Source organism: Paracoccus homiensis (assembly GCF_900111675.1).
In the GTDB taxonomy this organism is placed as follows: Bacteria; Pseudomonadota; Alphaproteobacteria; order Rhodobacterales; family Rhodobacteraceae; genus Paracoccus; species Paracoccus homiensis.
Genome location: NZ_FOHO01000004.1, coordinates 12,786 through 25,113, shown reverse-complemented (window position 1 = coordinate 25,113; position 12,328 = coordinate 12,786). Strand labels below are relative to the sequence as shown.

General features: G+C 64.1%; 12 protein-coding genes. 5 read left to right on the top strand and 7 right to left on the bottom strand.

Annotation, left to right across the window (positions count from 1 at the left end; genetic code table 11):
- The first annotated feature begins 7 nt into the window (after positions 1–7).
- Together BMX67_RS19540 and BMX67_RS06885 are read left to right on the top strand one after the other, a co-directional pair.
- Positions 8–169 carry a hypothetical protein gene (locus tag BMX67_RS19540; RefSeq protein WP_175479837.1) on the top strand — a complete coding sequence of 54 codons (162 nt, stop codon included), beginning with the start codon at positions 8–10 and terminating at the stop codon, positions 167–169.
- 5 nt (positions 170–174) lie between these two features.
- Positions 175–1,149 (top strand): D-2-hydroxyacid dehydrogenase family protein, encoded by a 975-nt coding sequence (locus tag BMX67_RS06885; protein ID WP_090733599.1) that lies wholly within the window; start codon positions 175–177, stop codon positions 1,147–1,149.
- On the opposite strand, the gene BMX67_RS06880 is transcribed toward BMX67_RS06885, so the two are convergent.
- Positions 1,124–2,173, bottom strand: coding sequence for an AbrB family transcriptional regulator (locus tag BMX67_RS06880; protein ID WP_090734019.1), 1,050 nt, complete (start codon positions 2,171–2,173; stop codon positions 1,124–1,126). The two genes, BMX67_RS06885 and BMX67_RS06880, sit on opposite strands and share 26 nt — an antisense overlap.
- Positions 2,174–2,255: 82 nt before the next feature.
- Here BMX67_RS06880 and BMX67_RS06875 point away from each other — a divergent pair, with 82 nt between their 5' ends.
- Positions 2,256–2,939: a GntR family transcriptional regulator gene (locus BMX67_RS06875; protein ID WP_090733597.1), complete on the top strand. Its 684-nt coding sequence runs from the start codon at positions 2,256–2,258 to the stop codon at positions 2,937–2,939.
- A gap of 17 nt (positions 2,940–2,956) precedes the next feature.
- Here BMX67_RS06875 and BMX67_RS06870 read toward each other — a convergent pair whose 3' ends face one another.
- Positions 2,957–3,877, bottom strand: coding sequence for a LysR family transcriptional regulator (locus BMX67_RS06870; protein WP_090733595.1), 921 nt, complete (start codon positions 3,875–3,877; stop codon positions 2,957–2,959).
- A 76-nt stretch (positions 3,878–3,953) separates the two neighbouring features.
- On the opposite strand from BMX67_RS06870, the gene tcuA reads away from it, so the two are divergent.
- Positions 3,954–5,345 (top strand): FAD-dependent tricarballylate dehydrogenase TcuA, encoded by a 1,392-nt coding sequence (tcuA, locus tag BMX67_RS06865; RefSeq protein WP_090733594.1) that lies wholly within the window; start codon positions 3,954–3,956, stop codon positions 5,343–5,345.
- Positions 5,329–6,405 (top strand): tricarballylate utilization 4Fe-4S protein TcuB, encoded by a 1,077-nt coding sequence (gene tcuB / locus BMX67_RS06860; protein ID WP_342707907.1) that lies wholly within the window; start codon positions 5,329–5,331, stop codon positions 6,403–6,405. Before tcuA ends, tcuB begins: the two co-directional genes overlap by 17 nt.
- 60 nt (positions 6,406–6,465) lie before the next feature.
- Here tcuB and BMX67_RS06855 read toward each other — a convergent pair whose 3' ends face one another.
- From BMX67_RS06855 to BMX67_RS06835, 5 genes are read right to left on the bottom strand one after another with little or no spacing between them, the layout of a single operon-like run.
- Positions 6,466–7,599, bottom strand: coding sequence for an alpha-hydroxy acid oxidase (locus BMX67_RS06855; RefSeq protein ID WP_090733591.1), 1,134 nt, complete (start codon positions 7,597–7,599; stop codon positions 6,466–6,468).
- 10 nt (positions 7,600–7,609) lie between these two features.
- Positions 7,610–9,136 carry a sulfatase-like hydrolase/transferase gene (locus BMX67_RS06850; protein ID WP_090733589.1) on the bottom strand — a complete coding sequence of 509 codons (1,527 nt, stop codon included), beginning with the start codon at positions 9,134–9,136 and terminating at the stop codon, positions 7,610–7,612.
- Positions 9,137–9,167: 31 nt separating this feature from the next.
- The gene (locus BMX67_RS06845; protein WP_245739276.1) at positions 9,168–10,745 is read right to left on the bottom strand and encodes a tripartite tricarboxylate transporter permease; all 1,578 of its coding nucleotides are present in this window, start codon (positions 10,743–10,745) and stop codon (positions 9,168–9,170) included.
- The gene (locus tag BMX67_RS06840; RefSeq protein WP_090733587.1) at positions 10,745–11,305 is read right to left on the bottom strand and encodes a hypothetical protein; all 561 of its coding nucleotides are present in this window, start codon (positions 11,303–11,305) and stop codon (positions 10,745–10,747) included. Before BMX67_RS06840 ends, BMX67_RS06845 begins: the two co-directional genes overlap by 1 nt.
- A 12-nt stretch (positions 11,306–11,317) precedes the next feature.
- Complete coding sequence (locus tag BMX67_RS06835) at positions 11,318–12,259, bottom strand: tripartite tricarboxylate transporter substrate-binding protein (RefSeq protein WP_090733585.1); 942 nt, start codon at positions 12,257–12,259, stop codon at positions 11,318–11,320.
- Between the last annotated feature and the right edge of the window lie 69 nt (positions 12,260–12,328).

Sequence of the window (12,328 nt, the reverse complement as noted above, 5' to 3'; positions counted from 1 at the left end):
CACCAACATGAGCGATTACGAGAAACTGAAACGGGCCTGCCGCGAACTGGAAGAGGTTCGCAATGACCTGTCGCAGCGCATCGCAGACAACGACCCCGACAAACGTGCCCTGGTCGAGCTTCATGACCGCGTCAGCCGCGCGATCAAGGCGCTGTCCGGGCAGGGATAGGCGCGATGCGGGTCCATATCCTTGACGACTGGTTCGACACGTTGCGCAGGCTGCCCTGCTTTGACCTGCTGCATCGGCATCAGGTGACTGTCTGGACCGATCACGCCCCGGATATGGCGACACTTGTGCAAAGGCTGTCGGATGCCGAGTGCCTTGTCCTGTTTCGCGAACGCACGAAGGTGACGCGCGATCTGTTGCGGCACCTGCCCGCCCTGCGGCTGGTGTCCCAGCGCGGGGCCTTTCCGCATGTCGATGTGGCGGCCTGCAGCGATCACGGTGTGTTGCTGTGTTCGCACAGCGGCGGCGACGGCGCCAATCATGCCGCGGCAGAACTGACGCTGACCTTGATGCTGGCGGCGATGCGCCAGCTGCCCCAACAGATTGCCAGCGCCAAGTCCGGGAACTGGCAGATGGGTGTCGGCCGTTCGCTGCGCGGACGAAAGCTGGGGCTTTACGGCTATGGCCGGATCGGGCGGGTGGTGGCGGGCCATGCCCGCGCCCTTGGGATGCGCGTGATCTGGTGGGCATCCGAGGCAGGCCGCGCCCGTGCCCTTGCCGATGGCGAAACCGTTGCTGTCAGCCGCCGGGCCTTTTTTGCCGAATGCGATATCGTCTCGTTGCATAAACGGTTGACTGCGCAAACCCGCGCAACGATCAGCGCCGATGATCTGGCCCAGATGTCGCCGCGCTCGCTGCTGGTGAACACCGCCCGCGCGGAATTGATCGCGCCGGGGGCATTGCTGGCCGCGCTGAATGCGGGCCGTCCCGGCATGGCGGCGGTCGATGTCTTTGATCACGAACCGCTGACCGATGCGTCCGACCCGCTGTTATCGCACCCAGGCCTGCTGGCCACGCCACATATCGGCTTTGTCACCGAGGACGAGCTGGACAGGCAGTTCACCGACATCTTCCAGCAGGTGAACGCCTATGCGGACGGGGTGCCGATCAATATGGTCAACCCGCAGGTCTACGCGCCATAAGCCCCGCGATCAGCGGCGCCCCCACGATCACCAGCACGATCCGCGTCAGGTGATGGGTGATGACGAAACCCAGATCGGCCCCGGTGACGATGGCCAGCACGGTCATCTCGGCCTGACCGCCGGGTGCGAAGGCCAGGAATGCCGGCACCGGATCGCCCAGCCCCAGCGCGGTCACAAGCGCGGTGAACCCCGCCGCCAGCACCGCCAGCACCAGCACATAGGCCACGCCCGCCGCAACGACGCGGGTCAGTTCCCGCCATGTCACGCCCAGGAAATGAACCCCGATGCCGCAGCCGATGAAGAATTGCGCGGCCAGGATCGCCTCGGCCGGGGGGCGCGAATGGATCACATCGGCCAGCGACAGGGCCGCCGTCACGATCATCGGTCCCAGGATCGAGGCGCCGAACAGCCCCACCCGCTCGCCCCCTTTCCAGCCGATCCAGGCGGCCAGAACCATGATCGCGACCTCGTGCAGGGGCAGATCGGTGACCGGTGCGCCAATCGGGTTGGTCAGTGCCGCGCCATAGAAATGCCCAAGAATGAACGGGGCCAGCGTGACGATGATCAGAACCCGCGTGGCATGGATCAGCGACAGGGCACGCGGGTCGCCGCCGGCCTCGGTCCCGAAGATCACCATGTCCTGCAGACCGCCGGGCATCGCCGCGTAATAGGCCGTCGGCCCGTCGAAATGCCACAGCTTGCGAAAGAACGGCACGCCGACCAGCGCGATCAGCCCGATGAATACCGGAACCAGCGCCACCGACAGCGCCATGCGCGGCAACTGGCCCACCACCTCGGGCGTGATCGAGGCCCCGACGGCGACGCCAAGGATGGTCCGCGCGGCGACGGAAATCTGACCGAACCCTTTCAGCGGCAGATGCGCCAACGCACCGGCCAGGCAAAAGGCCATCGGCCCGAACAGGAAAGGCAGCGGCAGATCAAGCAGCCAGAACAGCGCCGTCCCAGCCCCCGCCAGCGCAAGGGTCAGGCCGCGCCGCGCCAGTGGTGAAGCGGTGTGAATCATGCCCATGCCAGTCCCCTCGCGATTCTTGACGCCTACTGTGTGCCATTGTATCCATTTGGATGCAACAAGGACCAAGGACGCCATGACCCGCGACGATGACAGTACCCCGCAGGGCAATGCCACCTATCAGCGGCTGTTGATGGACCTGCGCGAAGGACGGCTGGGACCCGGTGACAGACTGCGCGAAACCGAACTGGCGGAACGGCTGGGCGTATCGCGCACCCCCATCCGCGAAGCGATCCGCCTTTTGGAAGCAGACGGTATCGTCACCCATCTTCCCCGTCAGGGTGCCACGATCCGCGGCCTCGACTATGCCGAGGTGATGGAGCTGTACGAGATGCGCGCCGTTCTGGAAGGCACCGCGGCGCGGCTGGCCTCTCGTGCGGCCTCGGACATCGAGATCGAGGAGCTGTATGACATGAACCAGCAGATGGCGGCCCTTGGAAATTCGGCCGAGGCGTTCACCCTGAACCGGCAATTTCACGCCGCACTGGTCGATGCGGCGAAGAACCGGTTTCTGACACGATCCATTCAGGCGCTGCACAAGGCGCTGATGATCCTTGGACGCACAACGCTGATCCAATCCGACCGCGCGGACATGGCGGTCAAGGAACATCTGGCGGTGCTGGACGCGATCAAGGCCCGCGACGCCCTGCGCGCCGAGGCTGCCATGCGCGCCCATATCGAGGCCGCGCAGCGCGTCCGCGTGCGCGCCCTGCGTGCCAGCAGTTTTCATGGCACGAACCAGGGCAACGACCTGATCTGACGGCGGCCCTGCCCGCCCTAGCCATCGCGCAACTGCCGTCCCGCGGCGTGCAGCAACTCGATCAGATCGGCCAAGGCGCCGGTCGGCCGTTGCGCGGTGCGGGACAGAAGGCCGATCGGGCGCAGGATCTGGGGCTGACCGATCCGTCGCCAGACCACGCCACGCGCCGCGTCGTTCTGCAACGCGATACGCGGCAGCAGTCCGATGCCGATCCCGTCCTCGACCAACCGCAGCATCGTCGTCGAACGCCCGGCCTCGACAACCCAGTGCACCCGGTCGGCGGCGCGGGCCAATGCATCGTCGATCAGCAACCGGTTGCCGGTGCCGCGGGCGGGCAGGATCAATGTCTGATTGCGCAAGTCACCCCAATCCAGATGACCGCGATCCGCAAGGTCATGCCCCTGCGGTAGGGCAAGAACGATGGGATCGGCGAACAGGTTGTCGAACTGGGTCGAGGCGTCGTGAAGCGACATCGAGGTCACGCCGATCTCGGCCTCGCCACTGGCCACCGCATCAGCGACCCCGCTTGCCGACAGATCCATCAGGCGGATGCGCAGCCCGGCCCTGCGCGCCTGCAACGTCCGCATCGCCGGGATCAGCAGATGCCGCAGCACCGTGGGAATGCTGGCAATGGTCAGGATCTGCGCCCGCTGATAGGCGTGGATCTGGCTTTCGTCGCGCATCGCGCGTGTGGTTTCCGTCGCAGTTTCCAGCATCGCCTCGGCGCTGACCTGCAATCGCCGCGCCGCCAATGTGGGCCGCACCGCGCGGGTGGTCCGCTCAAACAGGGTCGAGCCAAGGCTTTCCTCCAGCCCCGCGATACGCCGCGTGACCGAGGGCTGCGACAGCGACAACCGCTGTGCCGCGCCATGAAAAGACCCGGTCTCCAGCACCGCCAGAAAGACCTGAAGGTCGATGAAATCAAAATTGATGCGCATCGCCTATCAATCACTGAAAACACGGAATTAGTCAAATCAATCTGCCCCCGCTAGAACATCCCAAACGGAGGAGGCGATGGCGACAGATCCAGATATCGTGGTGATCGGGGGCGGGAATGCCGCCCTCTGCGCGGCCATCACGGCGGCCGAGGCAGGCGCGAAGGTGGTCATTCTTGAAGCCGCGCCCAAGGCATATCGCGGCGGCAATTCGCGCCACACCCGCAATTTTCGCTGCATGCATTCGGGCCCGCTTGGACCCCTGGTCGAAAGCTATGGCGAGGACGAGTATTTCGACGATCTGATGAAGGTCACCGGCGGCAAGACGGACGAAGATCTGGCCCGGCTGGCGATCCGCAGTTCCGAAGAATGCCTGCCCTGGATGGAATCGCACGGCGTCCGGTTTCAGCCCTCGCTGTCTGGCACATTGTCATTGGCGCGAACCAACGCCTTTTTTCTTGGTGGCGGCAAAAGCCTTGTGAATGCCTATTATCGGACAGCGAAAAAGCTGGGCGTGGTCGTGCATTACGATGCCAAGGTGACGCATGTCGCGCTGGACGGTGATCGCGTGTGCCGCGTCGACTATTCCACGGGCGACACGCAGCACAGCCTGTCGCCGCAATCGGTCATCGTGGCCTCGGGCGGGTTTCAGGCCGATACTGACTGGCTGGCCAGGGCCTGGGGTCCGGCGGCCAGGAATTTCCTGATCCGTGGCACGCCCTATAACCGTGGCGTCGTGCTGGCGGACCTTCTGGATCAGGGGGTTCAGCAGGTGGGCGACCCCACCCAATGCCATGCCGTCGCCATCGACGGTCGTGCCCCGAAATTCGATGGCGGCATCGTCACACGTCTGGACTGCGTGCCCTTCTCGATCGTGGTCAACAGGGATGCCGAACGCTTCTATGACGAGGGCGAGGATGTCTGGCCCAAACGCTATGCGATCTGGGGCCGTCTGGTCGCCGCACAGCCAGATCAGGTCGGTCACGTCATCATCGACGCCAAATCGCTGAACCTGTTCATGCCTTCGGTCTTTCCGCCGATCAAGGCAGACACGCTGGAAGAACTGGCGGAAAAGATGGGCCTGCCCCCGGCACGGCTGCGCGCCACGGTCAAGGAATTCAACCGCGCCTGCGGCGATACCAGCGGCTTTCACCCGACCGAGCTGGACGGTGTCGCAACCAGCGGCCTGACCCCGCCCAAGACCAACTGGGCCCGCCCGATCACCCAGGCGCCCTTCTACGGCTATTCGCTGCGCACCGGTGTCACCTTCACCTATCTGGGCCTGAAGGTGGATCGGAACGCGCAATGCAGCATCGGCGACCGGCCGATCAGCAATCTTTGGGCCGCGGGCGAGACCATGGCCGGGTCGATATTGGGTCAGGGCTATCTGGCCGGGTTCGGCATGACCATCGGCACCGTCTTCGGACGCATCGCAGGCAAGGAGGCAGCCGCCCATGCAAATGCACATTGATTTCATCGCCGAGGCGCGCCGCCAGTCGGAAATCTGCAACGCCTGTCGTTACTGCGAAGGCTATTGCAGCGTCTTTCCGGCCCTGCATCGCGAACGCGCCTTCAGCGATGGCGATATCACGCAGCTGGCCAATCTGTGCCATAATTGCCGCGGCTGCTATTACGCCTGCCAGTATACCGCACCACATGAATTCGACCTGAACCTGCCGCAGGCTTTGGCGAATGTCCGTCAGGACAGCTGGAAGGCCCATGCCTGGCCCGCGCGCTTTGCCCATGTTTTCGACCGCAACGGCGTGGCGATGACGGGGCTTCTGGTTTTGGGCTTCGGACTGATCTTTGCGCTGGCGCAGGGGATGCGCCCCGCCTCGGGCGAGGGATTTTATGCCTATCTGTCGCATGGGTTGATGGTGGCGATTTTTTCACCCGCCTTCCTGCTGCCGCTGCTGACCATCGCGATATCATTGCGTGGCTACTGGACCACCGTCGGCGGCGGCAGGCTGCGCTGGACGGATCTGCGCGGGGCTTTTGCGCTGGCCGGCCAGATGAAAAACCTGAAGGGCGGGCATGGCGACGGCTGCAATTTCGAGGACGAGGACCGCTTCAGCCACGCCCGGCGCCATTTCCATCAGGCGGTTCTTTACGGCTTTCTGATGTGCTTTGCCGCCACCTCCAGCGGCACCGTGCTGCATTACGTCTTCGGGCTGGAAGCACCCTATTCCTTTGTCAGCATCCCGAAACTGCTGGGCGTTCCCGGCGGCATCCTGCTGTGTATCGGAACCGCGGGGCTGGCATGGCTGAAAACCAAGGCCGATCCCGAACTGGGCGCAAGCGGGGCATGGGGTGGCGAAATGGCCTTCGTGCTGCTGCTGTTTTCGGTCAGTGCGACGGGGCTTGCGCTGTATGCCGCGACCGGATCCGGGGCTGTCAGCTGGCTGCTGCCCCTGCATCTGGCGACGGTGCTGACCTTCTTTCTGCTGACACCCTATTCCAAGATGGCGCATGGGTTCTATCGCCTTGCGGCGCTGACCCGCGAGAACGCGAAACAGCGCGGCGACGCCTGAGGGACCCGGAACCCGGTCGCGCCGCACAGATCAATGCCGCCGGCGGATCTGGCACCGACGCTAGTCGCGGTCCAGATCCGCCGCGCCGATCGTGGCGATGCTGTGTTTTCCCGCAAGGCCCATGGTCGTGCGCAGCTCTTTTTCCAGGATCGTCAGCAATCGCTCGACCCCCGGCTGCCCCATGGCGCCAAGCGCATAGACCATCGCCCGCCCCAAAAGCACACCCGATGCCCCCAGGGCGCAGGCGCGGAAGATATCCATGCCGGTGCGGATTCCGGAATCCAGCATCAGTTCACAGCGGTCACCGACGGCATCCCTGATGCGTGGCAACCATGAAATCGTGCTGCCCGCCCCGTCCAGTTGCCGACCGCCGTGATTGGACACGACGATCGTTCCGATGCCCAGATCCGCGGCAATGCGGGCATCCTCGCTGTCCATGATGCCTTTCAGGATGATCGGGCCGCCCCATTCCTTGCGGATCCATTCGATATCGTGCCAATCCAGCGCGGGATCGACCATTTCGGACGCCCAGACCAGCAGGCTGGCCAGATCCTCGACGCCCTTGGCATGGCCCACGACATTGCCAAAGCTGCGATAGGGCGTGCGGGCCATGTCCCATGCCCAACGCGGTTTGGTGGCGATGTTCAGAAGGTTGCGCAGGTCGGGGCGGATCGACAGCCGGTTCCTGATGTCCTTGTGGCGCTGTCCCAGCATCGACAGATCCATCGTCACCACCAGCCCCGAACAGCCGATGGCCCTGGCGCGGTGGATCAGGTCGCGGACAAAGCCGCGATCCTTGACGACATATAGCTGAAACCAGAACGGCGTTCCCGTGGCCTCGGCGACCTGTTCCATCGAACAGACCGACATGGTGGACAGCGTGAAGGGCACCCCGAAATCGCGGGCGGCGCGCGCCACCTTGATTTCACCGGCGGCGTTCTGGATGCCCAGCATGCCGACCGGTGCGAAACCCGCAGGGATCCTGGCCGCAGCGCCGGCCATGGTGGTCGCCGTGTCGATCCGCGAGATGTCGATGCCGACGCGCTGCCGGATGCGGATCGCGGCCAGATCGCTTTCGTTCCGGCGGAACGTGGATTCGGTATAGGATCCGCTTTCGGCATAGTCGTAGAACATCCGTGGCACGCGGCGGCGATACAGACGGCGGAAATCCTCGACACAGGTGATGGTGGTCATGTCGCAGCCCCTATGCCATGCCGACCGGGGTCTGGTTCGGGCGCATGTCGTCTGGGCGTGACATCAGGATCGCGGTCAACTTGTCGCGCAGGGCGGCATGGGCCGGATCGTCGAAGATGTTGTCCAGCTCGGCAGGATCGCTGGTCAGGTCATACATCTCGCCGGCGCCGGATTTCAGGTCCATCGTCAGCTTGGCCGTGCGGCTGCGGACGGTCCGCAGGGACAGCCCCACCCCGACGCGGCCCGGCAGCAATTCCCATTCCGACAGCGCCCCGTCGCGGGTGCCATCCCCCGAAATCACGTCGCGCATGGATTTGCCATGGATCGGCATCAGGCTTTCGACGCCCGCCCAGTCCATGAAGGTCGCCCCCAGATCCAGCGTCGAAAGCGGCTGATCCTTGACCGCACCCACGGGCACATCGGGGCCCTTGACGATGGCGCGCACGTTCAACAACCCCTCGAACGGCATCGGGCCTTTCAGAACCAGCCCGTGATCGCCCAGCCAATCCCCGTGATCGGCGGTGTAGACGATATAGGTATTGTCGGCCAAACCCTGTTCTTCCAGCGCGGTCAGGATGCGACCGACGGAATGGTCGATCAGTGCGATCTGACCATAGGTATTGGCGATGACCTCGCGCAGGTGATCGTCGGACAATTCCGGCATACGCGAATATTTCTGCCGGATTTCGGCATGTTCGCTGGGAATTTCGGATTCGCAGGCCGCCTGATGCCACCAAGGCCGCTTGCTGAAATCGCGGCTGCGATGTTCGGGCAGGTCCACATCCTCGGGGCGATGCAGGCTGGCCCAGGGTTCGGGCGCATCGAAGGGGTGATGCGGATCGGGGAATGACACCCACAGGCAGAAGGGCTGATCGTGGTCGCGCTTCAGATAGTCGATGGCGCGATCCGCGATCCAGGTCGAGTTGTGCCAGGCCACCGGCAGTTTCGATGACCAGACCTGCGGCGCGCCCTTGTGATCGCGCACGCTTTCCCACAGCAGTTTGTTCTTCATCTCGCCCCGGCCATCGGAATAATACCATTCCTCATAGGCAAGGCCGCGCGGAGGCTGCTCAGGCAGCCACCAGTTATGCCCCACCAGCACCAGTTCCGCATGGTCAAAGCCCATATAGGGGCCGCGCCAGCCCGGCGGCACCTTGGCCGAACCGGGGATGCTTTCGGGGCGACCCGTCTCTTCAAAGACGTGATAGGTCGAAAAATGCGCCTTGCCGATCTTGGCCGTGTGATAGCCCGCCGCCGACAGCGATCCGGCAAAGCCCTTTTCGCCAAGTTCCGGGTCCAGATCGATGCCATTGTCATGGACCCCATGCGTGCGCGGCAAAAGCCCCGTCAGGATCGAGGCGCGGGCCGGCTGGCAGACCACGCAGGGCGTGACCACGGTTTCAAGGCTGGTGCCTTCGCTGGCCAGCAGGTCAAGATGCGGCGTCTGCACCTTTCGCCCCCGAAAGCCATAGCAGTCACCACGCTGCTGATCCGCGGTGATGAACAGGATATTGGGGCGTGTGTCGGAACGGGACATCGGAAACTCCTTCAGGAAACGGGAACCGGGCTTAGGCGGCCCGGCGACCGGCGCGCAGCCAGCCGGAAAAGACGATGATGGCCACCGCCAGCACCAGACAGGCGGGCGAGAAAAAGCCGTGGAACAGGAACCAGGGATCGGCGCCGCTGGCTTCGAACGCGTTGCGGATCGTCATCTCCAGCGGGGCGGCCAGGATATAGGCGATCACGAAAGGCAGGATCGGAACCCCGGACCAGCGCATCAGGCAGCCCGCGACACCAAAGATCAGCAGGATGATCACATCCATCATCGCGCCGCCCTCGACATAGACCGAGGTCAGCGTCAGCAGCAGGACGATCGGCAACAGGATATGGCGCGGCACGCGGATCAGACCGCCCAGCATTTCCATGAAACGGGCGCCGGTCGCCCAGTTCAGCAGGTTCGCAACCACCATCAGCGTGAACAACCCGAAAGCGATGACCAGCTCGGGATTGACCTGATCCTGGGTAAAGCGGAACACCGAGGGTCCGGGATTGAAGCCGCCGATGCTGGTCGCGGCAAGGATCAGGAACACGGCCGAGATATTGCCGGGAATTCCAAGGCTGAGCGCCGGGATCAGATTGGCACCCGACACGGCTGAATTCGCCGCCTCGCACGAGGCGATGCCTTCGGGCGTGCCTTCGCCAAACGGCACCGGCCCCTTGTGCATCTTGCGCCCGGCCGTATATCCCAGCGCCGCCGCAAGGGTCGATCCGATCCCCGGCAATGCGCCGATCAGGGTACCCAGGCTCATCGAGACACCGATGAAGGGCAGAAGGGCGCGCCGCTCGGCCCAGCTTAGCCCGGACTGGTCATCGGGGGTCGGCGCATGGGCACGCGCCTTGTGCCGGTCGCGGCGCAGCTCGGCAAGGCCCGCAAGGATCTCGCTGACGACCAGAAGCCCGATGATCACCGGGATCGTCGGCAACCCGGCAGCCAGCACATCGCTGCCAAGCGACAAACGCGGATAGGCGTCCGCCCCCGTCGCGACCGAGGCGACCAGCAGGCCAAGGCTGACGGCCAGCAACCCACGAAACGCATCGCTGCCCACGACCACCGCCACGAAGGACAGCGACAGGATCATCAGCGCGGCCTTTTCCGACAGGCCCAGAAACAACTCGATCGAGATGGCCAGAAACGGTGCGCAGACAAACAGAACAAGATCGGAAAAACTGTCCCCCGTCACCGAGGCGAACTGCGCCACCCGCAGCGCCTTGCGGCTTTGGCCCTTTTGCGCCATCGGATAGCCGTCAAGCGTGGTCATGAAGGCATCGGGTGTTCCCGGAATGTTGAACAGGATCGCAGGCACCGCGCCACCCAGCGTCGCGCCCTTCATGATCCCGACCAGAAAGCCCATGACCGGCAGCAAGGCATCGCTGCTGAATCCGAAGGCCGAAATCAGGATCGGCAGCGCCATCGCCATTGCAAACGGGCCCGACAGCCCCGGCACCGCGCCGATCAGGACCCCCGTCAGAAAGCCCGACACGACCATCAGCACCGGCCATGACAGGATCAACGGTCCCAGCGCCAGCGCAGGGTTTCCGGTCAACGCCTCGACGATGCCGGCCAGAACATAGTCCAGAACACCCATCAGAAATCTCCGTTCGGGGGCAGCAGCAGATCCTCGAAGGGAAGACCGTAGAACATCGCGATCAGCACGCTGGCCAACAGCCCGACCCCGACGGATCGCCAGCGAAGCCGCCGCATCACCAGCGCCTGAAGGGCCGCGATCAGGAATGTTCCCCCGATCAGAAAGCCGGTGTATTTCCAGGGCATGTCATCGCGCAGAATGCGGTAGGGCTGATCCGGCCCCATCACGACCCAGGCCAGCACCGGACCCGTCAGCATCATCAACGCGAGACTGACCATCAGCACCGCCCCGGCCATCAACAGCATGGGCGCATGAAGCAGTGCCCAATCCGCGCCGGGCCGGCGCAGCGCGGCATTCGCCGCGATCCCCATGCAGGACAGAAGGATGCCGATGGTCGCAAAGACCGGCAGCATGGCGTCACCGATCCGGGTCACGCGGCGCCATGTGTCGATCACCCCGGTCGAGATATCTGCCGGGATCCAGACGAACAGGATCACCCCCGCAGCCGCAATCCCGAAGATACCCAATCCCAGATCCTTCCAGCGCGTCGTCACGGTCATCGTCGCGACTCCTTATTCCGCCGTCGCGTCCAGAAGGTTCTGCGCATCCTGCCGCTCGGCATCGACGTAATCGCGCGCCGCGTCGGCCCCCATGGTCTTGGGCACGAACAGCCGCTGGATGAAGGTGCTGACCTTGCTGTCGGGGTCCTCGACCGCCCCGATGATCGCATCGCTCAGCGCGGCTTTCGCATCCGCGGGCAGATCAGCGGGCGCAAGGGCAAGAAAGGTCGTCCCGAAATGGAAATCGACGCCCAGATCGCCCAGCTTCTGCGCATCGGGCGACATCTCCAGCGGCAGATCCTCGCCATTGGCAAGGTTCACCAGATCGCCGGATTGAACACCGGCCTTCTGCGGACCCGCAACCCAGCCGATATCGACATCGCCCGCGCTGATTGCGTTCAACACATCCTGCCCGCCGGAAAAATTGCTGACGATGCTGAAATCGACGTCATTCGCCTTGCCGATGTAATAGGCGCCATCGGCAAGCCGCGGGGTCATCGCCCCGAACGAGATCGTCTTTCCGTTCCTTGCGTCCTGAATGACATCGCCAAGGTTCTGCCAGCCGCGATCTGCCTTGGCGACGACCGCGATCTGGGTTCCGGCGATGGTGGCCAGAAAGTCGAAATCATCGGCTGCATAACCGGGATCGCGCACCGCCAGAAGGCCATAGCCGAATGTGTCGGTGATGCCGACGCCGATGGTCAGACCATCTGGCCTTGCATCCTTCAGCTCGCGGGCCATGATCGCGCCACCGCTGCCATCGACATTGACGGGGATCAGGTTCCAACCTTCACGCGCCTGGATATCCTCGGCCAGCAACCGCGCCAGACTGTCCGCGCCACCCCCCGCCTTGAAGCCGATCAGCACCTTGATCGGGCCGTCCGGCGCCCATTCGGCATGGGCCGCACCCACGCTGAGAAGTGCCGCGACCGCGGCAAAACCTATATTTTTCATGCTTACCTCCCCTGCGCCCGGCCTCCTACCGGGTAGCCTGACGGTAGCGAAGATATGCTAGACCCAGAA

Coding starts and splice junctions, on each gene's coding strand:
- BMX67_RS19540 (WP_175479837.1), top strand. CDS start 8: ATGAGCGATTACGAGAAACTGAAACGGGCCTGCCGCGAACTGGAAGAG.
- BMX67_RS06885 (WP_090733599.1), top strand. CDS start 175: ATGCGGGTCCATATCCTTGACGACTGGTTCGACACGTTGCGCAGGCTG.
- BMX67_RS06880 (WP_090734019.1), bottom strand. CDS start 2,173: ATGATTCACACCGCTTCACCACTGGCGCGGCGCGGCCTGACCCTTGCG.
- BMX67_RS06875 (WP_090733597.1), top strand. CDS start 2,256: ATGACCCGCGACGATGACAGTACCCCGCAGGGCAATGCCACCTATCAG.
- BMX67_RS06870 (WP_090733595.1), bottom strand. CDS start 3,877: ATGCGCATCAATTTTGATTTCATCGACCTTCAGGTCTTTCTGGCGGTG.
- tcuA (WP_090733594.1), top strand. CDS start 3,954: ATGGCGACAGATCCAGATATCGTGGTGATCGGGGGCGGGAATGCCGCC.
- tcuB (WP_342707907.1), top strand. CDS start 5,329: ATGCAAATGCACATTGATTTCATCGCCGAGGCGCGCCGCCAGTCGGAA.
- BMX67_RS06855 (WP_090733591.1), bottom strand. CDS start 7,599: ATGACCACCATCACCTGTGTCGAGGATTTCCGCCGTCTGTATCGCCGC.
- BMX67_RS06850 (WP_090733589.1), bottom strand. CDS start 9,136: ATGTCCCGTTCCGACACACGCCCCAATATCCTGTTCATCACCGCGGAT.
- BMX67_RS06845 (WP_245739276.1), bottom strand. CDS start 10,745: ATGGGTGTTCTGGACTATGTTCTGGCCGGCATCGTCGAGGCGTTGACC.
- BMX67_RS06840 (WP_090733587.1), bottom strand. CDS start 11,305: ATGACCGTGACGACGCGCTGGAAGGATCTGGGATTGGGTATCTTCGGG.
- BMX67_RS06835 (WP_090733585.1), bottom strand. CDS start 12,259: ATGAAAAATATAGGTTTTGCCGCGGTCGCGGCACTTCTCAGCGTGGGT.